Origin of the sequence: Amycolatopsis sp. WQ 127309 (genome assembly GCF_023023025.1) — a bacterium.
Classification (GTDB): Bacteria; Actinomycetota; Actinomycetes; order Mycobacteriales; family Pseudonocardiaceae; genus Amycolatopsis.
Window position 1 is genome coordinate 5,454,111 of record NZ_CP095481.1, and the last position, 19,014, is coordinate 5,473,124.

At 71.1% G+C, this 19,014-nt stretch carries 20 protein-coding genes; 7 read left to right on the plus strand and 13 right to left on the minus strand.

Annotation, left to right across the window (positions count from 1 at the left end; all coding sequences use genetic code 11):
- Position 1: 1 nt before the first annotated feature.
- The 8 genes from MUY22_RS25770 to MUY22_RS25805 form a co-directional block, all read right to left on the minus strand.
- Positions 2 to 256 carry a Smr/MutS family protein gene (locus MUY22_RS25770; RefSeq protein ID WP_247063355.1) on the minus strand — a complete coding sequence of 85 codons (255 nt, stop codon included), beginning with the start codon at positions 254 to 256 and terminating at the stop codon, positions 2 to 4.
- A complete protein-coding gene (locus tag MUY22_RS25775; RefSeq protein WP_247063356.1) occupies positions 253 to 1,314 on the minus strand; it encodes an MBL fold metallo-hydrolase in 1,062 nt (353 codons plus the stop codon). The genes MUY22_RS25770 and MUY22_RS25775 overlap by 4 nt, the downstream gene beginning before the upstream one ends.
- Before the next feature lie 10 nt (positions 1,315 to 1,324).
- Positions 1,325 to 2,344 carry an acyl-CoA desaturase gene (locus tag MUY22_RS25780; protein ID WP_247063357.1) on the minus strand — a complete coding sequence of 340 codons (1,020 nt, stop codon included), beginning with the start codon at positions 2,342 to 2,344 and terminating at the stop codon, positions 1,325 to 1,327.
- A gap of 144 nt (positions 2,345 to 2,488) precedes the next feature.
- Entirely contained in the window at positions 2,489 to 3,424 is a 936-nt protein-coding gene (locus tag MUY22_RS25785) for an acyl-CoA dehydrogenase family protein (protein ID WP_247063358.1), read from the minus strand.
- A complete protein-coding gene (locus MUY22_RS25790) occupies positions 3,421 to 4,305 on the minus strand; it encodes an acyl-CoA dehydrogenase family protein (RefSeq protein ID WP_247063360.1) in 885 nt (294 codons plus the stop codon). Before MUY22_RS25790 ends, MUY22_RS25785 begins: the two co-directional genes overlap by 4 nt.
- Positions 4,302 to 5,435, minus strand: coding sequence for an acyl-CoA dehydrogenase family protein (locus tag MUY22_RS25795; RefSeq protein ID WP_247063365.1), 1,134 nt, complete (start codon positions 5,433 to 5,435; stop codon positions 4,302 to 4,304). The genes MUY22_RS25790 and MUY22_RS25795 overlap by 4 nt, the downstream gene beginning before the upstream one ends.
- Entirely contained in the window at positions 5,435 to 6,274 is an 840-nt protein-coding gene (locus tag MUY22_RS25800) for an enoyl-CoA hydratase (RefSeq protein WP_247063366.1), read from the minus strand. Before MUY22_RS25800 ends, MUY22_RS25795 begins: the two co-directional genes overlap by 1 nt.
- Positions 6,271 to 7,767 (minus strand): FadD3 family acyl-CoA ligase, encoded by a 1,497-nt coding sequence (locus MUY22_RS25805; RefSeq protein WP_247063367.1) that lies wholly within the window; start codon positions 7,765 to 7,767, stop codon positions 6,271 to 6,273. The genes MUY22_RS25800 and MUY22_RS25805 overlap by 4 nt, the downstream gene beginning before the upstream one ends.
- 72 nt (positions 7,768 to 7,839) lie before the next feature.
- Here MUY22_RS25805 and MUY22_RS25810 point away from each other — a divergent pair, with 72 nt between their 5' ends.
- Genes MUY22_RS25810 through MUY22_RS25825 form a run of 4 tightly spaced genes read left to right on the plus strand, consistent with a single transcriptional unit; the run spans position 7,840 to position 11,517 of the window.
- A complete protein-coding gene (locus tag MUY22_RS25810; RefSeq protein WP_247063368.1) occupies positions 7,840 to 8,982 on the plus strand; it encodes an acyl-CoA dehydrogenase family protein in 1,143 nt (380 codons plus the stop codon).
- A complete protein-coding gene (locus tag MUY22_RS25815) occupies positions 8,979 to 9,755 on the plus strand; it encodes an SDR family oxidoreductase (RefSeq protein ID WP_247063370.1) in 777 nt (258 codons plus the stop codon). Before MUY22_RS25810 ends, MUY22_RS25815 begins: the two co-directional genes overlap by 4 nt.
- Positions 9,756 to 9,764: 9 nt before the next feature.
- On the plus strand, positions 9,765 to 10,370 hold the full coding sequence (locus MUY22_RS25820; protein ID WP_247063374.1) for a TetR/AcrR family transcriptional regulator: 606 nt from the start codon (positions 9,765 to 9,767) through the stop codon (positions 10,368 to 10,370).
- A complete protein-coding gene (locus MUY22_RS25825) occupies positions 10,363 to 11,517 on the plus strand; it encodes an acetyl-CoA C-acetyltransferase (protein ID WP_247063375.1) in 1,155 nt (384 codons plus the stop codon). The genes MUY22_RS25820 and MUY22_RS25825 overlap by 8 nt, the downstream gene beginning before the upstream one ends.
- Before the next feature lie 406 nt (positions 11,518 to 11,923).
- Here the strand turns inward: MUY22_RS25825 and MUY22_RS25830 are convergent, their stop codons facing one another.
- Genes MUY22_RS25830 through MUY22_RS25850 form a run of 5 tightly spaced genes read right to left on the minus strand, consistent with a single transcriptional unit; the run spans position 11,924 to position 15,578 of the window.
- Complete coding sequence (locus tag MUY22_RS25830; RefSeq protein ID WP_247063376.1) at positions 11,924 to 13,366, minus strand: NAD(P)/FAD-dependent oxidoreductase; 1,443 nt, start codon at positions 13,364 to 13,366, stop codon at positions 11,924 to 11,926.
- The gene (locus MUY22_RS25835) at positions 13,359 to 13,589 is read right to left on the minus strand and encodes a ferredoxin (protein WP_247063377.1); all 231 of its coding nucleotides are present in this window, start codon (positions 13,587 to 13,589) and stop codon (positions 13,359 to 13,361) included. The genes MUY22_RS25830 and MUY22_RS25835 overlap by 8 nt, the downstream gene beginning before the upstream one ends.
- A 1-nt stretch (position 13,590) precedes the next feature.
- Positions 13,591 to 14,208: a ferric reductase-like transmembrane domain-containing protein gene (locus MUY22_RS25840; RefSeq protein WP_247063378.1), complete on the minus strand. Its 618-nt coding sequence runs from the start codon at positions 14,206 to 14,208 to the stop codon at positions 13,591 to 13,593.
- Positions 14,201 to 15,001 (minus strand): DUF4142 domain-containing protein, encoded by an 801-nt coding sequence (locus tag MUY22_RS25845; RefSeq protein WP_247063379.1) that lies wholly within the window; start codon positions 14,999 to 15,001, stop codon positions 14,201 to 14,203. Before MUY22_RS25845 ends, MUY22_RS25840 begins: the two co-directional genes overlap by 8 nt.
- The gene (locus MUY22_RS25850; protein WP_247063380.1) at positions 14,985 to 15,578 is read right to left on the minus strand and encodes a hypothetical protein; all 594 of its coding nucleotides are present in this window, start codon (positions 15,576 to 15,578) and stop codon (positions 14,985 to 14,987) included. Before MUY22_RS25850 ends, MUY22_RS25845 begins: the two co-directional genes overlap by 17 nt.
- Before the next feature lie 230 nt (positions 15,579 to 15,808).
- Between MUY22_RS25850 and MUY22_RS25855 the strand changes: the two genes are divergently transcribed.
- The 3 genes from MUY22_RS25855 to MUY22_RS25865 all read left to right on the plus strand — a co-directional run bounded on the left by MUY22_RS25855 (position 15,809) and on the right by MUY22_RS25865 (position 18,994).
- Positions 15,809 to 16,372, plus strand: a complete 564-nt coding sequence (locus MUY22_RS25855; RefSeq protein WP_247063381.1) for a sigma-70 family RNA polymerase sigma factor — start codon at positions 15,809 to 15,811, stop codon at positions 16,370 to 16,372.
- A 6-nt stretch (positions 16,373 to 16,378) separates the two neighbouring features.
- On the plus strand, positions 16,379 to 17,173 hold the full coding sequence (locus tag MUY22_RS25860; RefSeq protein WP_247063382.1) for a zf-HC2 domain-containing protein: 795 nt from the start codon (positions 16,379 to 16,381) through the stop codon (positions 17,171 to 17,173).
- 324 nt (positions 17,174 to 17,497) lie between these two features.
- The gene (locus MUY22_RS25865) at positions 17,498 to 18,994 is read left to right on the plus strand and encodes a DUF1996 domain-containing protein (RefSeq protein ID WP_247063384.1); all 1,497 of its coding nucleotides are present in this window, start codon (positions 17,498 to 17,500) and stop codon (positions 18,992 to 18,994) included.
- The last annotated feature ends 20 nt before the right edge of the window (positions 18,995 to 19,014 follow it).

Sequence of the window (19,014 nt, forward strand, 5' to 3'; positions counted from 1 at the left end):
GTCACTTCCAGCGGAAGTGCACGAAGACCCGGCCGAAGTTGTCCTTGTCCTTCTCGATCCGGTGGTAGAGCGCCTTGATGTCCTTGCGCTCCAGGAACCGCAGGACGTGCTTCTTCAGCTGCCCGGAGCCCTTGCCGGGGATGATCTCGACGAGCGGTGCCTTCTTCGCGACGGCCTCGTCGATGATCCCCTGCAGCGCCTTGTCGATCTCGCCGCCGCGGTTGTAGATGTCGTGGAGGTCCAGCTTCAGCTTCACAGAGCCTGCCACCAGCCGTCGACCGCCGGTGGCTCGCCGACGTCCACACGCTCACCCGGGCGGGGGATCGCCAGCGGGATGTCCGCCGCCTTCGCCTCGGTCCAGACGCGGTCCGCCGGCTCGCCCCACGGGTGCATCGCCAGCGAGAACGTCGCCCAGTGGACCGGGACCAGCAGCTTCGCCCGGACGTCGAGGCCCGCCGCCACGCCTTCCTCCGGCGTCATGTGGATGTCCGGCCACTGCGGGGCGTACGCGCCGATCTGGACCAGGGCGACGTCGAAGGGGCCGTGTTCCGCGCCGATGCTCGCGAAGCCGTCGAAGTAGCCCGTGTCGCCGGTGTAGAAGACCCGGTGCTCCGGGCCGAGCAGGGCCCAGGACGTCCACAGCGTGTCGTCGTTCGTGATGCCGCGGCCGGAGAAGTGCTGGGCCGGCGTCGAGATGAACCGGACGCCGGCCACCGTCGCCTCTTCGTGCCAGTCCAGCTCGATGATCCGGTCGGCCGGGACGTGCCAGCGCTCCAGGTGCGCGCCGACGCCCAGCGGTACCAGGAACGGCGCCGCGGTCGACGTCATCAGCGAGCGGATCGTCGCCAGGTCGAGGTGGTCGTAGTGGTCGTGCGAGATGACGACGGCGTCCACCCGGCCGACCCCGGACAGCGGCACCGGCGGCTCGTGCAGCCGCCGCGGGCCGGCGAACGTCGCCGGCGAGACGCGGTCGCTCCAGACCGGGTCGAGCAGCACGCGGGCGCCGTCGAGCTCCACCAGCGTCGAGGCGTGGCCGTACCAGGTCAGGTGCAGGCCCTCGGCCGTCTCGACCGGCGCCGCCTTCACCAACGGGATCGCACCGGCCGGTTTGCGCAGCTCACGGTCGGTGCCGAAGAACATCTCGCGGAAGATGGTGCTCATCGACGCCGCGGTCATCGGGTGCCGCGGTGCGACGTTGCGGAACACCTTGCCGTCGAACTGCGGCGAGCGGCGGACCCGCTCGGCACGGGCGCCGGCGGCCTTCGCACCGAACGCCGCCGGCAGGTCACGCAAGGCCGCGATCTTCTTCCTCATGTCCTTGAGTCTACGAACGGTTCCTGAGAGGCGCCCCAGCTTCATGCAGGTGGGTGAGGGCCTGCCGGTAGGACTCGACCAGGCTCGTCTGCAGGTACGGGATGCCCAGCTCGGCGCAGTACCCCTGGACGATCGGCTGCGCCTGGCGCAGGTGCCGCGACGGCATGCTCGGGAACAGGTGGTGCTCGATCTGGTAGTTGAGGCCGCCGAGGGCGACGTCGACGACCGCGCCGCCGCGGACGTTGCGGGAGGTCAGCACCTGCTTGCGCAGGAAGTCCAGCTCCGGGCGCCCGGTGAGCGTCGGCATGCCCTTGTGGTTGGGCGCGAAGATCGATCCCATGTAGACACCCCACAGTCCTTGGTGGACGGCGAAGAACAGCAACGCCATGCCCGGCGACAGCACCGTGATCAATGCACTGAAGTAGACGGCGAAGTGCAGCGCGAGCAAGGCGGCCTCGACGCCGCGGTGGCGCAGGCCCGGCTTGCGCACCGCGCGGATGCCGGACCAGTGCAGGTTCAGCCCTTCGAGGGTGAGCAGCGGGAAGAACAGGAACGCCTGGTAGCGCCCGATGAACCGGGGTACGCCGCGGCTGGCGCGGGCCTGGTCCTTCGACCACACCAGGATGTCCGGGTCGACGTCGGGGTCGAGCTCCTCGTGGTTCGGGTTGGCGTGGTGGCGGGTGTGCTTGTCCATCCACCAGCCGTAGCTCATGCCGACGCCGAGGTTGCCCGCGATCATCCCGGCGATCTCGGTCGGCCGCCGGCGCCGGAACACCTGCTTGTGCGCGAGGTCGTGGGAGAGCAGCGCGATCTGGCCGAACATCACGGCCTGGAACGCGGCGACGGCCAGCTGCCACCACGAGTTCCCGAGGAAGGCGAAGGCGACCCAGCCGGCGGCGAACAGCGTGGTCACGACGGCGATCCGGGCGGTGTAGTAACCGGGCCGGCGCCTCATCAGGCCGGCGGCGGAGATGCGGTGGCTCAGCCGGGCGAAGTCGCTGCCGGTGTGCACGAGGTTGTCTGTGGTCACGCCCCCGAGTCTTCGCGCGGACACCACCGACCGGAATCCTGCGCGCCGGTGGGCACTTCGGGGGGCCAGCCCTACCGGCCGGTCTGGTAGGCCGAAAAGCCGTGAAGGCCTCCTTCCCGGCTCTTATGGCCGGTAAGGAGGCCTTCACGGCTTTGGGCGAGCCCGGGGGAGGTGGTGGTGGGGGGCGTCGAAGAGGTGGGACGACGAGTGCGCGCGCTTGAAGTAGCGGTGGGCCGGGTGTTCCCAGGTGATCGCGATGCCGCCGTGCAGCTGGATCATCTCCGCCGCGACCTCGGACAGCACCTCGGAGCAGTGCACCTTGGCGACCGCCGGCAGGTCCGCGTAGGCCGCCGAGCGGGCCGTCTCGACCAGGACGTGCAGGTCGGCCATGCGGTGCTTGAGCGCCTGGAAGCTCCCGATCGGGCGGCCGAACTGGTGGCGTTGCCGGGTGTACTCGACGGTCAGTTCGAGCGCTCGCGCCGCCGCGCCGGTCTGCTCGGCGGCGAGGACCAGGCACGCGAAGTCCCGAAGCGGGCCGGGATCCAGCGGGCCGAGCCGGCGTGCGGGCGCGTGGTCGAACGTCACGGTGGCGAAGTGCCGCGTCTCGTCGAGCGACGGGACGTGCTCGCGGACGGCGTCGGCGGGGTCCACTTCGTACAGTCCGTCTCCGGTGACGGCCAGCAGGATCGACGCGGTGTCGCCGTCCAGGACGTAGTGTGCGCGTCCGTCCACAGTCGACAAATCACCTCGGCACGCGGCGGCCTCCCAGCGGCCGTCTTCGCCGGTCCAGGCCAGCGCCGCGACGGCACCCTCGGCGAGCCGGGGGAGCAGCCGCTCGTCTCCCGTGGCGAGCACGGCCTGGGTGGCGACGGCCGAGCCGAGGAACGGGACGTCCGAGAGCACCCGGCCGAGTTCTTCGGCGACGATCCGGAGTTCGGTGAGCCCGGCGCCGAGCCCGCCGTGCTCCTCGGGGATCGCCAGGGCGGGGACGCCGATGTCGACGAGGGCCGGCCACGGCGTGGCTTCCCGTTCCAGGAGCTTCCGGACGGTGGCGCGGAGTTCGTCCTGCTCGGGCGTCATCCGACGGCCGCCAGGACGCGCCGCCGGTGCACCGCGCCGGTGCCCCAGGCCGTGGTCAGGGCCCGGACCCGCAGCAGCCGGCGGCCGAGCGGGTGCTCGGCCGTGTAGCCGATCGCGCCGTGCACCTGCAGTCCGGTGCGGGCCGCGAGCAACGCCGCGTCGCCGCACGCCACCTTCGCCGCCGAGATGTCCTCCGGGGCGAGGGTCACGGCCGCGCCGTACAGCAGCGGCCGGGCCAGCTCCAGCGCCGTGACGACGTCGGCGAGCAGGTGCTTGACCGCCTGGTACTTCCCGATCTCGCGGCCGTACTGGCGGCGCTGCCCGGCGTAGCCGACCGACGTCGAGAGCAGCCGGTTTCCGGCCCCGAGCAGCTGCGCCGCCGTCGCGAGGACGCCGAGGTCGAACGCGCGCGCCGGGTCCAGCGCCGGGCCGAGGTCGTCGCCGGGGACGGCCTCGAACAGCCGCCGGGACGGGTCCACCGAAGCCAGTTCCCGGCCCGGGGTGAAGGTCTTCAGGCGCGTGCCGTCCACCAGGACGCGCAGGTCCGCGGTGTCCGCGTCGAGGGCGTAGGGGACGTGCGGGGCGAAGACCACCGACGCTCGCGTCTCGCCGGAGGCCACCGAGGCGAGCACCGGGTCGTCGAGCAGCGCGGGCAGCACGGCCACCGTGTCGGTCCACGGCCCCGCGACGCCGTGGTGACCCAGCGCCTCGAACGCGACGACGAGGTCGACCGGGGAGGCGTCGAGGCCGTCGTGCTTCTCGGGGATGCCGAGGGCCGTGACGCCCAGCTCGGCGAGCTTCGGCCAGTCGTCCGATGTGGACAGCAGGTCGTGCAGGGACGCGGCGAACGCCGTCTGCTCCGCGGTCAATCCGAACCTCATCGGTCCTCCCGGGGCAGGCCGAGCAGGCGTTCGGCGACGATCGTGCGCTGGATCTGGTCGGTGCCGCCGTAGATCGGGCCGGCCAGCGAGAACAGCCAGCCGTCACTCCAGGGGCCGCGCAGCTCGGCGGCCGGGCCCAGCAGGTCGAGCGCGGTCTCGTGCAGCTCGACGTCCAGGTGCGACCAGAAGAGCTTGTTGACGCTCGACTCCGGCCCGAGCTGCCCGCCCTCGGCGAGCTTGGTGACCGTGCCGAACGTGTAGAGCTGGTAGGCACGGGCGCCGATCCAGGCGTCGGCGACCCGGTCCGCGGTGGCTTCGGGACGGCCCGCGCCGGACCACAGCGCCGTCAGCCGATCGGCCGCGGCGAGGAACCGGCCGGGGCTGCGCAGCGACAGGCCGCGTTCGTTGTTGGCCGTGGTCATCGCGACCTTCCAGCCGGCGCCGGGCTCGCCGATGACGTCGGCGTCCGGCACGAAGACGTCGTCGAAGAAGATCTCGGCGAACCCCGGCTCGCCGTCCAGCTGCGGGATCGGGCGTACCGTGACACCGTCGGCGCGCAGGTCCGCCATCAGGTAGGTCAGGCCGCGGTGGCGTTCGGCTTCGGGGTCGCTGCGGAACAGGCCGAACGCGCGGTCGGCGTAGGCCGCCCGGGAGCTCCACGTCTTCTGTCCGTTGAGGACCCAGCCACCGTCCACACGCGACGCCGTGCTGCGCAGCGCGGCGATGTCGCTGCCCGCCTCCGGCTCGGACCAGGCCTGCGCCCAGACCTCTTCGGAGCGCGCCATCTTCGGCAGGATCCGGGCCAGCTGCTCGTCGGTGCCGTGCGAGAAGAGCGTCGGCGCCAGCATGAAGATGCCGTTCTGGTTGACGCGCAGGGGCGCGCCGGCCGCGTAGTACTCCTCCTCGAACAGCACCCACTCCAGGAGGCTCGCGTCGCGGCCGCCGTACTCCGCCGGCCAGGAGACGACCGACCAGCGCGCGTCGGCCAGCCCGGCCTCCCACGCGCGGTGGGCGGCGAAACCCTCCGGCGTGTCGAACGAGGGGAGCGGCTCGGCGGGAACGTGCGCGGCCAGCCATGCGCGGGCTTCGTCGCGGAACGCCTGGACGCCGGGGGAGAGGTCGAGGTCCATCAGCGGTCCCGCATGGACCGGGCGTCCAGCCCGGCCAGGGAGTCGCCGGCGGTCTCGGCGTTGTGCGCGTGCGCGAAGTGGTGCAACCCGAACACACTGTCCATTCCGGACCGCAGGCCCATCTGGTCCTCGGCCTGGTTCACGGCCTTCTTGGCCAGTGCGAGGCCGAACCGGGGCATCTCGGCGATCTTCGTGGCCAGCTTGAGTGTTTCCTCTTCGAGATCGGTGCGGGGGACGACCCGGTTGAGCATGCCCCAGTCGAGGGCCTGCTGGGCCGTGAAGCGCTCGCCGGTGAACAGAACCTCCTTGGCCCGGCGCGGCCCGAGCACCCACGGGTGCGCGAAGTACTCGACGCCGGGAATCCCCATGCGCACCACGGGATCGGCGAAGAACGCGTCGTCCGACGCGACGATCAGGTCGCACACCCAGGCCAGCATCAGCGCCCCGGCGATGCACGCGCCCTGGACGGACGCGATCGTCGGCTTCGGGATCTCCCGCCAGCGGCGGCACATCCCCAGGTACACTTCGGACTCCCGCGCGAACCGCTGGTCACCGCCCGCCGCGTCGACGTGGTCCCACCACATCACGGCCTTGCGCTCGAACGAGACGTCCGCGTCGCGGCCCGGTGAGCCGATGTCGTGCCCGGCCGAGAAGTGCTTGCCCGCGCCGGCCAGGACGATCACCTTCACCCCGTCGTCGTCGACGGCCCGGGTGAACGCGGCGTCCAGCGCGTAGGTCATCGCCGAGTTCTGCGCGTTGCGGTACTCGGGCCGGTTCAGGGTGACGACCGCGACCGGCCCGCGCACCTCGTACGTGACCTCCTCGCCGATGTCGCTCATGCTTCCTCCCGCAGAACTCGTTTGAGCACCTTGCCCGACGGCGTGCGCGGCAGCTCGTCCCGGAACTCGACGTGCCGGGGCCGCTTGTAGTTCGCCAGGTTGGCCTTGCAGTGGTCGATGACGTCCTCTGTGGACAGAATGACGCCCGGCCGCAGCCGGACGTAGGCCTTGCCGACCTCGCCGTAGACCGGATCCGGCACGCCGACGACGACGGCCTCGGCCACGCCGTCTAGCCAACCGAGCGCCTGCTCGACCTCGGCCGGGTAGACGTTGAAGCCGCCGCAGATGTACATGTCCTTGATCCGGTCGACGATCCGCAGGTGCCCGGATTCGGTGAGCACGCCGACGTCGCCGGTGTGCAGCCAGCCGTCGTCGTCGATCGCCTCGGCGGTGGCGGCCGGGTCGTCGAGGTACCCGAGCATCACGTTCGGCCCGCGCAGCAGCACTTCGTCACGCTCGCCGAGGCGGACCTCGAACCCGGCGGCAGGCCGGCCGACGGTCCGGGCGATCAGGTCGGGCGGGTCGGTGCGCAGCGACATCGTGGCCACGACGGCCTCGGTGAGCCCGTACGCGGTGAGGACGAGGTCGAAACCCAGCTCGGCCTGCATGCGTTCGACGAGCGCCACCGGGACGGTCGCCGCGCCGGTGACGGCCAGCCGGAGCGTCGACAGGTCGTACGACGGCCGGTCGGGGGCGTCGAGGAGGACCTGGAAGATCGTCGGCGCGCCCGGCAGCACGGAGATCCGCTCGTCCTGGATCAGCCGGAGGGTCTCGGTGACGGCGAAGGTGCGCTGCGGCACGAGCGTCGTGCCGTGCAGCGTCGCGGCGAGGATCCCGGCCTTGTAACCGAAACTGTGGAAGAACGGGTTGATCACGAGGTAGCGGTCGTGTTCGCTCAGCTCGCCGCACTCGGCCCACGCGGCGGCGACGCCGAGGGCCTGCCGGTGCGACGACATCGCGCCCTTGCTGCGGCCGGTCGTCCCCGACGTGAAGAGGATGTCGCTGACGTCGTCCGGCCGCGCGGGGCTGGTGAAGGTGTCGTCGAAGCTGTCGAGCGCGGCCCATTCGGTGACGCCGTCGACCGGGTCTTCCGGGCCCTCGACCGGGATCCGCAGGACCGTGGGCGGGCGTTCGGTCAGGGCCGCGAGCCGGTCGGCGCCGAGGAACGTCCCGGTGACGGCGAGGGCCGAGACGCCGCCCCGGGTCAGGATGTCCGTGGTTTCCCGGGCGGTGAACCGGGTGCTGATCGGCACCAGCGTCGCGCCGGCGTAGTGCGCGCCGAGCGCCGCGACCGGCCAGTGCCACGTGTTGGGCGCGCAGACCGCGACGCGGTCACCCGGCCCGATCCCCGCGGCGGCGTAGAAGTTCGCGCACTGCCGCACCCGCGAAGCCAGCTCCGGCCAGGTCAGCCGGACGTCGCCGTCCACCAGTGCTTCGCGCGTGGGGAACCGCTCCGCCGCGGCGTCGAGCGCCGCCGGGACGGTCTCCGTCATCACGGCCTCCCTAGCAAGTGCTTGGTAGGGTAGCCTACGCAGGAGCCCCGGTTTTGGCCAGAGGAGGTGACGGTGTCCGACCAAGACTTCCGTGACGAAGTAAGGACCTGGCTGGCCGAACACCTGCGCGGCGACTTCGCGAAGCTGCGCGGCCGCGGCGGCCCCGGCCGCGAGCACGAGGCGTTCGACGAGCGCTTGGCCTGGGAACGAGAACTGGCCACCGGCGGCTGGAACTGCGTCGGCTGGCCCGTCGAGCACGGCGGCCGCGGTGCGACCCTCGAGCAGCAGGTCGTCTTCCACGAGGAGTACGCCCTCTCCGACGCCCCGGCCAAGGTCGGGCACTTCGGCCAGGAACTCCTGGGCCCGACGCTCATCGCGTTCGGCACCCCAGAACAGCAGCGCCGCTTCCTGCCGCCGATCGTCGCCGCCGAAGAACTCTGGTGCCAGGGGTACTCCGAACCCGGCGCGGGCTCCGACCTCGCCGCCGTCTCGACGTCGGCCCGGCTCGACGGCGAGGAGTGGGTGGTCACCGGGCAGAAGGTCTGGACGTCGCTGGCGCAGCACGCCGACTGGTGTTTTGTCGTCGCCCGCACCGAACCCGGCTCGAAACGCCACCAGGGACTGTCCTACCTGCTCGTCCCGATGCGACAGTCCGGAGTGGACGTCCGCCCGATCGTCCAGCTGACCGGCACGGCGGAGTTCAACGAGGTCTTCTTCGACGGCGCCCGCACCGCGCGCGACCTGGCGGTGGGGGAGCCGGGTGACGGCTGGCGCGTCGCGATGGGCACCCTGGCCTTCGAACGCGGCGTCGCCACCCTCGGCCAGCAGGTCGGCTTCCGGCGCGAGCTGACGGCGTTGACCGACCTCGCGAAAAACAGCGGCGCGCTCGACGACCCGGTGCTCGCCGAGCGCGTCGACCGGGCCTGGCTCGGCCTGGAAGTCATGCGCGCGCACGCCGTCCGCACGCTCGGCGACACCGGCCCCGGCACGGCGTCGGTCGCGAAGCTCGTCTGGGCGAACTGGCACCGCGCCCTCGGGGAGCTGGCCATGGCGATCCGCGGCGCGGCCGGGATGCTCACGCCCGGCGGCCTCGACGACTGGCAGCGGCTGTACCTGTTCACCCGCGCCGACACGATCTACGGCGGCTCCGACGAGATCCAGCGGAACATCATCGCCGAGCGCGTGCTCGGCCTGCCCCGGGAGGCGCGCCCGTGATCACCGTCCCGAAGTACCCCGAGGGCGCGAACCTGCTGCGGGACAAGGTGGTCGTCGTGACCGCCGCGGCCGGCACCGGGATCGGCTCCGCCACCGCGAAACGCGCGCTCGAAGAGGGCGCGAAGGTCGTCGTCAGCGACTGGCACGAACGCCGCCTCGGCGAGAAGGCCGCGGAGCTGGCGGACCTCGGCGACGTCCACGCGATCCCCTGCGACGTCACTCAGGAGGACCAGATACAGGCGCTGATCGACGGCAGTGCCGAGCGGTTCGGCCGGATCGACGTCGTCGTCAACAACGCCGGGCTCGGCGGCACCAAGTCGCTGGTGGACATGACCGACGAGGAGTGGACGCGGGTCCTCGACGTCACCCTCAACGGCACCTTCCGCGCCACCCGCGCGGCCCTGCGCCGGTTCGCCGCGCAGGGGGACGGCGGCGCGATCGTCAACAACGCGTCCGTGCTCGGCTGGCGGGCCCAGGGCGGGCAGGCGCACTACGCGGCGGCCAAGGCGGGCGTGATGGCCCTGACGCGGTGCGCCGCCGTCGACGCCGCGCCGCTCGGCGTCCGGATCAACGCCGTCGCCCCCAGCCTGGCGATGCACCCCTTCCTGGCCAAGGTGACCAGCGACGAGCTGCTCGAAGAACTGACCGCCCGTGAGGTTTCGGGGAGGGCGGCCGAGCCGTGGGAAGTGGCGAATGTGATCGTGTTCCTGGCCAGTGAGTACTCCTCCTACCTCACCGGCGAGGTCGTGTCCGTGAGTTCGCAACGTGCGTGAGGTGCCTGGATGAGTCCCGTGAAGAACAGCCGCCGTGCGGAGCTGCTGGACCTGGCCGCGCGGCTGTTCGCCGAGCGCGGGTACGTGTCCACCACCGTGCGCGACATCGCCGACGCCGCCGGCATCCTCTCGGGCAGCCTCTACCACCACTTCGACTCCAAGGAGTCGATGGCCGACGAGATCCTCACCGGCTTCCTCGACGAGCTGTTCGGCTCCTACGCCGAGATCGTCGCCCAGAGGCTCGGCCCGCGCGAGACGCTCGAAGCGGTCGTCGTGGCGTCGTTCGACTCGATCCACCGGCGCCCGGCGCAGGTCGCGATCTACCAGAACGAGGCCAAGCACCTCATGCAGCTGCCGCGGTTCGCCTACCTCAACGACCGCAACGCCGAGTTCCGCAAGCTGTGGAACGGCATCCTCACCGACGGCGTGGCGGACGGCGTCTTCCGCGCGGACCTCGACGTCGAGCTGACCTACCGCTTCATCCGCGACACGGTGTGGGTGGCCGTGCGCTGGTACAACCCCGACGGCGCGCTCACCGCGCAGGACGTCGCGGAGCAGTACCTCGGGATCCTGCTCGACGGCATCGGAACGACCAAGCGGAGGCGACGTGGCTGAAGCGTATGTCCTGGACGCGGTGCGGACGCCGGTCGGCAAGCGCGGCGGAGCGCTGAGCGCGGTCCACCCGGCCGACCTCGGCGCGCACGTGATCCGCGCGATCGTCGAGCGCACCGGCGTCGACCCCGAACTGGTGGAAGACGTCATCTTCGGCTGCGTCGACACCCTCGGCCCGCAGGCCGGCAACGTCGCGCGGACGTCGTGGCTGGCGGCCGGGTACCCGCAGCACGTGCCGGGGGTGACCGTCGACCGGCAGTGCGGCTCGAGCCAGCAGGCGGTGCACTTCGCGGCGCAGGCCGTGCTGAGCGGCACGGCGGACTTGGTGCTGGCCGGCGGCGTGCAGAACATGAGCGCGATCCCGATCGGCGCGGCGATGCTCGCCGGGCGCGAACACGGGTTCGAGGATCCGTTTTCCGGCTCGAAAGGCTGGCAGGAACGCTACGGCGCGAATGAGGTGTCGCAGTTCCGCAGCGCGGACATGATCGCCGGGCACTGGGACATTTCCCGCGTCGCGATGGAGGAATTCGCGCTGCGGAGTCACCAGCTCGCGGCCGCGGCGTCCGATGGCGGATTGTTCGACGACGAAATAGCGCCCTACGGAGAATTCGGCAAGGACGAAGGACCGCGCCGCGACACTTCCCTGGAACGGATGGCGGGCCTGAACCCGCTGTCCCCGGAATCGCGCATCACGGCGGCGGTGGCGAGCCAGATCTCGGACGGCGCGAGCGCGACGCTCATCGCGTCCGAGTCATTCGTGCGCGACCACGGCCTGACGCCGATGGCCCGCGTCCACCACCTGTCGGTCCGCGCGGCGGACCCGGTCTGGATGCTCACCGGCCCGATCCCGGCGACCGCGCACGCGTTGCGTCGCACCGGGTTGACGATCGGTGACATCGATCTTTTCGAAGTGAACGAGGCGTTCGCGAGCGTGGTCCTCGCGTGGCTCGACGAGACGGGCGCCGACCCGTCCCGGGTGAACGTCAACGGCGGCGCGATCGCGCTCGGACACCCGATCGGCGCGTCGGGCACGAAGCTGTTCGCGACGCTGGTCCACGAACTCAAGCGCCGCGGCGGCCGCTACGGGCTGCAGACGATGTGCGAAGGCGGCGGCACGGCCAACGTGACGATCGTCGAAAACCTGACCTGACGCCCTCGGACACAGCGAAGGCCGGTTCGAGGGTTCCCGTTCCCTCGAACCGGCCCTGGCCGGTGCAACCCCGATTGTGCACTCAGTCCCCGTGAAGACCTTCCCGCCGGCATACCCTTCCGGCGGGAAGGCCTTCACGAGGCACACGCCACAGCGTCGTGCCGACCGCCGTGGCGCACGACCCCGGACCCCCGTCCGGCGAGCCGGAAGAAGGCCACCTCGAGGGGTGTCGGGTTCCCTCGGGATGGCCCTCTCCTGGCCCGCCGGACGCTCGGCCCGAGTCCGGGCGCGAGGCGGGCAGGGGGACGCTGTTGTGGGGGCCGGTCACCACGCCACCCAGCCGCGGAGGGTGTGTGGTGACCGGCCGAGGGACGAGGGCCGCCGCGCGCAGCCTCGCCCCCGTCTTCTACCTCCCCATCGGGATGGCCATCGTCGGCAGCGCTCCCGCCGGCAGCGACTGCGCGGCGAACGCCGTCGTGGGGGGCGCGGGCAGGGACTGCGCGGCGAACGCCGTCGTCGGGATGTTGTTCGCGAACTCGCTCTCGAACTCGCGCTCGAAGGCCTGGGCGTCGAAGCCGCTCTCGAACTCCGGCGGCACCTCGGCCGCCAAAGCCGCGATCGACGGTTCGACCACCGGGACCTCGGCCGCCGCGGGAGCGGGCTCCGGCTCCGGGACGAAGTCCGGGGCGGGCAGCCGGCGGTCCAGCTCGGCCATCCAGTCGAGCATGGCCCGCGGCTTGTCCCACGAGGAGACGCCGACGAGCCGGCCGTCGCGGATGAAGCCGGTGATGCCGTCGGCCAGCGTCACGGTGTCTTCGGCCAGCGAAGGCATGCCGCACATCTGCAGCCGCGTGTCGTACAGCGTCGACCACGCCCGGGGGAGCGGGGTGAACGGCTTGGCGCTCGACTGGCCCAGCAGCAGGTTGTCCGCCGCGTGGCGGGCCGACTCGACGGCGTTGATCCAGTGCTCGATCCGCCGCGGGGTCTCGTCGAAACGCAGGTTCGGCCAGCGCGCGATGTCACCGGCGATGACGACGTCGGACGCGCCCTCGGCGAACAGCTTCGAGTCGCACAGCACGCCGTCGCTGATGTCGAGGCCGGAGCCGCGCATCCAGTCGACCGACGGGACGCTGCCGATGGCGAGCACGACGACGCTGGCGACCAGCAGCTGGTTGTTCGTCAGGTGCAGCCCGACGGTGTCCTTCGTGCTGATCCAGTGCCGCACTTCGCTCTTCATCGACAGTTTCGCGCGGTGCTCGTGGTGCGCCTCGACGACGCCGCTCGAGACGCGGTCGCCGAAGCGGTGCAGCGGCGCCTTCGCGTGGCCGATCAGCGTGACGTCCCGGCCGATGTGCCGCATGCTCGCGGCGAACTCGTTGCCGATCAGGCCGGCGCCGATCACGACGGCCGGCTTCTTGCTGGCGTTGAGGCAGCGCCGCACCGCCATCGAGTCCTCGACCGTGCGCAGGATCCGCACGCGCGGGTCGTGCCGCGGCGACCCGGGCAGGTGCCGCGGGTAGACGCCGGTCGCGGCGATCAGGCCGTCGTACCAGAGGGATTCGCCGCCGGGCAGGTGCACGACCCGCTCGGTGGTGTCGAGGTGCGTGACGCGGGCGCCGAGGCGCCAGTGCACGTCCAGGTCCGGCAGGTAGTGCGAAAGGCCCACGTCGCTGGGCCGTTCGGTCCCCATCACCAAGGCCTTGGAGACCATCGGCCGGTGGTAGGGGCGCCGGGCCTCGTCGCCGATGAGCACGATCTCGCCGTCGAAGTTCTGTTCCCGCAGTCGTTCCGCGGCGCGCAACCCCGCGACACCCGCACCGACGATGACGATCCGGTCGCCGTCAGCCATCGAGGTCCCCTCTCATCACGACCGCCTGCATCGGGCAGCAGCGAGCGGCCATCTTCGCCTGTTCCATGGTGGTTTCGTCCAGCAGCCGCGTGCGGAAGCGCAGCCGGCCGTCCTGGCCGAGGTCGAACACGTCCGGCGCCTCCATGGCGCAGATGCCGTAGAGCTCGCAGCGGTCGTTGTCGACGCTGATCCGGGGCCCGCCACCGGGCAAACGGAGCGGCATGTCAAGCCACCTGCTCTTCCACGAGTCCGATGCGTTCGAGGGTGCGGGCCGGCATGAACCGCAGCAGCGACAGCGTCGCGGCCGGGATGAGCAGCGTGATGCCGCCCAGCCAGACGACCGCGAGGTGACCGTTGGCGATCGAGCCGAACCAGGCGTGCAACGCGGTCAGCGCGACGGCCGGGTAGGCGCAGCGGTGCAGCCACAGCCAGCGGCGGTAGGAGGTGAACCGCTGCAGGCCGGCGGTGAGCGCGATGGCCACCATGACCTCGAAACCGACGATGCCGATGCTGTGCCGGACCTCCTGGCCGGACAGGAACGGGAGGAACAGGTACTGCAGGCTGTAGGGCTGGATGGTCAGGTAGAAGAAGCCCAGCGCGTGGATGCCGCCGAAGATCAGCGTGCCGGTCGCGAGGACCATGTGCGAGCTGCGCAGCGCCTTGCGGCCGGTGACCGAACGCACCCAGCCCGTGGCGGTGAGCACGCCCCAGGTGAGGGTCAGCATCATCGCCGCGTAGGACGCCCGGGCCGCGAACGCCGCGAGGCCGCGCGCCGCCGGGTCGGTCTTCGGCTGGAACTGCTGGGTGATCAGGATCGTCGCGTCGTGCCAGGTCTCAACCATGACTGCCCCCGGTTCTCACTCCGGCGGGCCGGGACGAGGTCCGGGTGCGGCCGCGGTTGCGGTTGCCCTTGATCTGGCGCAGCACGTAGAACAGGCCGCCACCGACCAGCAGGAACAGCGCCGCCACCACGGCGATCTGGGACGTGTCGAGGCCGAGGGGGGCCCCGGCGGGCGCCGCGGTGGTGGACACCGCGGGCTCGGGCAGGGCGGTGTAGTCGACCATCCCGGTGCTCTCGAGCATCGTCATGTGCCGCATCACGGCCTGGTTGCCGACGGTCGCGAACGCCCGCACGTCGTCGTTGCGGGTGCCGGCCCGCAGCTGCGCGAGGACGGCGAACACCTGGCCGTGCGCCGCGCGCAGCCGGTTGGCGAAGACGCGGTCGAACGCCGGGCCGGGAGCCGCGTTCATCTCTTCGAGCAGCCAGCCGCGCTGTTCGTCGGAGGGCTGGTCGGGCACCGGCGAGTTCAGCTTCGCCGACAGCGCGCGGGTCGCGACGTCGAGCCGGCCGTGATCCATCATGATCGCGAAGCCGACTTCCTTGACCAGCGGGCTGCCCTTCTGCATGGCCATCATGCCCGACGGCATCTCCCACAGACCCGCTTGGCGGACCTTGGTCAGCAGCACCGAGTCGGTGGGGGAGACCGCCGTGGTCTGGGCGGTCGAGGCGGAGCCCGGCGCGAGCAGCGTCAGCACCGCGACCACCACGAACAGGATCCGGACCAGCGGCCGGGAGCGTTCGAGGGGCGACGGCGGGTCGAGCTCCAGCGCGGCGAACTCAGAGGCCGAACGCATTTTGCCTCCACTCGTCCTGGGTGAGCGTGATCTTCTTGCCGTCCGGCGCGATGGGGTACCACGCCTGCTCGGCGCCCTGGCCGGACGTGTCGGCCGGTTCGCTGTCGCCGGTGAAGTGGTAGAGCGGCCAGCCGGCGAGCGTGAGCTGCTGGCTGCCGTCGTCGCGGGTGAGCTGCCCGATCAGGGACGGGTCGACGTCGATCGGCGCGGGGCCGCCGACGTTGACCGGGATCCACTTGGTCGCGCAGGCGCCGGTGCAGTTCGACCGGGACGGGTCGGACGAGTCCCGGTCGTAGCGGTAGATCGTGTAGCCGGTTCCGTCGACGAGCATGAGCCCGAGGTCGAAGGTCTTGGCGGCGCGGATCTGGCTCTTCGCGGGGTCGTTCGGGTTGGCCGTGATCGGCTGCGGCATGGCGAGGGTCATCGGGGCCTGCTGGCCGGGCATCTGCATGCCGGCGCCCCCACCTGCGGCGTAACCGCCGGAAGTGGTCGCGGCGCCGGCGGTGCAGGCGGTGAGCAGAGCGAGTGCGGTGAGGCACACGGCGGCGGGGACCACCGGTCGGGGAATGCGGATCACTGCTCCTCCGTGGGGCATGACTACGCGCTGTTGCCGGGGGTGCAACGAAAAAGCGCGCGGAAGATCCACTGTGGACGACTGGTCCGGGGTGGATGCGGAGCGTTGCGGGGGACAACGCCTTGTCGGGGGTCTTCGGTAGGGGATACGGACACGGTCCGGAAACGGTTCAAAAAACTTTCGGGCTCATTTGGTACTGGACGCCGGGGCTCCGGCACACCAGGATGTCCCGCGTGGGACGGCACACTCGAGCGCTGAGACCCGTCGAAGATCAAGAAGGCGTGGTTGTCGAGCCGAACGACGCCTCCGATGATCTGGCGAAGGCGCTCTACCAGGAGTTCGGTGGGTCCCTCATGGCGTTCGCGCTCCGGCTGACCGGCCACGACCGGCAGTGGGCCGAAGACGTCGTGCAGGAGACCCTGATCAAGGCGTGGCGGAACGCGGACAAGCTGGACCGCCGGCCGGAGATGCTGCGCGCGTGGTTGTTCACGGTGGCCCGGCGGACCGTCATCGACGGCTGGCGCAGCCGCAGCGTCCGTCCCCAGGAGCTCGAAGAGATCGAATCGGACGCGATCACGGTGTCCGACGAGTCGGACCGCACGCTCGCCGCGATGATCGTCTACGAGGCGCTGCAGGGGCTTTCGCCCGAGCAGCGGGAGGCCATCCAGCAGACCTACCTGCGCGATCGGACCGTGAACGAGGTCGCCGCGACCCTCGGCGTGCCCCCGGGCACCATCAAGTCCCGCATCCACCACGCCGTCCGCGCCCTGCGCCGAGCGTTGCGCGAGCGGGGGTGAGCTGAGGTGGCCGGGTCCGCACACACCGACGTCGCCGCGTACGTGCTCGGCGTCCTCAGTGAGGCCGAGAACAACCAGTTCGAAGCCCACCTGATGAACTGCCCCGACTGCCAGCTCGACCTGATCGAGCTGTACCAGCTGCCGGACGTGCTCGACCTCGTCAAGCGCAGCTGGCCCGAGCCCCCGATGCCCGCCCCCGGCCCGCGCACCCTCGCCCCCGGGCCCCGCGTGCTGCGCGGCCTGATGGAAGAGGCGTCCGTGAAGCGGCGACGCCGGCGCCGGGCCGGCATCATCGCCGGCACCGCGGCCGCCGCGCTCGTCATCGCCGGGCCGCTCGTGACGCTCGCCGTCCGGCCCGCCGACGCCGTCCCGCCCGCCTCCCTGTCCGCGCCGAGCGGCAAGCCGGCGTCCGCCGTGACGAGCGTCCCCGCGACGTCCACACCACCGCCGTCGGCCGCGTCGACGAGCCGGCCGCCCGGTGGCGGCCAGACCTACGGCCGCGGCAGCGGCGGGTCGGCCGTCAACGCGCTCGTCACCGTGCTGCCCGTCGAGTGGGGCAGCCGGGTCGAGCTCGAGCTGCGCGGGATCGTCGGGCCGCTCAACTGTCAGCTGGTCGCCATCTCCGCCGCGGGCGAAGAGCGCGTCGTCACCGGCTGGTCGGTGCCGCCCAAGGGCTTCGGCATCCCCGGCTCACCCGAACCGCTGCGGCTGCAGGGGTCCACGTCGATGACGATGGACCAGATCGGCCGGTTCGAGGTCCGTGGCGAGGACGGCACCGTCCTCGTCATGGTGCAGCGTTAAATCATTTTCGCGGTTGATCCCCGGTGACCTGGGTGAATGCTGTCCGGTTGCGCGGCGTTAGATAACGAAAAGATAACGGGCTGGTCGCTTTTGAACCTCACGCCACCAGCGTCCGTATCCCCCAATGCATCCCCCGATGCACCCGATAGCCCCCGAGCCGGAACCGAGTGGCACCGGGCAGCGGCGCCGGAACGCACGGCGCCAGGCCCCGGTCGGCACTCCCCCCGGGTTCCGCACCAATCACGACCTCAATTATCGGTAGTTCTTGCCCGGGCTGCCGCGCTGTTCGGCGCGCCCGGAATAACGAACGAGGTGAACTAGTCCATGCCCCGGAATTCTCGGTCCCCCGTGACGGGAAAGCATCGTGTTGCCCGTCGAACCAAGATCGCGATGGGCGCGCTCGGCCTGGCGATCGCCGTCGGCGCACTCGCCGTCGCGGTCTCGACGGGCCGCACGGGCGAGGCCAGCGCGGACCCCGCAGACCCGTCGTTCTTCATCGACATCAACAAGGTTCCCGCCGGCAACAACGTCAACGCGGCCTTGAAGAAGAAGGGTGCGCAGGGCTCCTTCACCGTCGACTGTGGAACGAACGCCGACGGCGCCCACCACAACCCGGACAACTTCATCGCCCAGCCCGGGATCAAGAACGGCGCGCAGCACCTGCACGACTACGTCGGCAACGTGACCACCGACGCCGACTCGAGCCTCAAGAGCCTGCTCGCCGGTGACACCACCTGCAAGAACGGCGACCAGTCCGCCTACTTCTGGCCGGTCATCCGGATCGACCGCGAGGATAACGCGGCGAACGAGAGCGAGAACCAGCAGGCCGAGCAGGAGCAGCAGGGCAAGACCGGCGACGTCCAGCAGGACCAGAGCGCGGCGGACGCCCAGGCGGCCGACGCTGCCGGAGAGGGCCAGGACGCGCAGGACCAGGCGGCGGCGGACCCCAACGCCGCAGACCCCAACGCCGCCGACCCGAACGCGGACCCCGACGCTCAGGACCAGAACGCTCAGGACCAGAACGGTCAGCAGAAGAAAAAGAACACCGGTGGCGGCGCGACGCGCGGTGACCAGAACGCCCAGCAGCAGGACGGTCAGAACCAGCAGCAGGGCCAGGACCGCCGGCGCGGCGGCCAGAACGGTGGCCAGAACAACGGCGGCCAGAACAACAACGGCGGCGGCAAGAACCAGGGCGGCCAGAACGGCAACCAGAGCAGCACCGTCGCGGCACCGCCGGCCGACGGCGAGCTCGGTGGCCCCGAGGGTGCGAACGAAGAGGTCGGCGACAACGACGGCGAGATCGTCGAGCCGGAGTCCGCGACCCTGAAGTTCATCGGCGGTGGCGCGAGGAACGTCGTCGCGATGCCGCTCGGCCTGAAGATCCTCTACGGTGACGCCAAGCAGAGCACCAACGGTCCGGCCAACGCCCGGCCCAGCTGGACCTGCACCGGGTTCGAGGACCGGCTGACCGACCTCTACCCGATCTGCCCGGCGGGCAGCAAGGTCGAGCGCATCCACGCCTTCCCGAACTGCTGGGACGGCAAGAACACCGACAGCGCGAACCACCGCACCCACGTGGTGTTCGCCGACCAGCAGGGCAAGTGCCCGCAGGGGTTCAAGAACATCCCGCAGCTGCAGGTGACGCTGGTCTACGACGTCCCGCAGGACGTCCAGCAGAACGGTCAGTACAAAGTGGACGCGTTCGCGCAGGAGAAGCACAACCCGCGCTCCGACCACGACGACTTCGGCAACGTGATGAGCAAGAAGATCATGAACCGCCTCGTCAACTGCGTCAACTCGGGCAAGGCCTGCGCGGAATAACGCTCCACCGCCTGCACCGG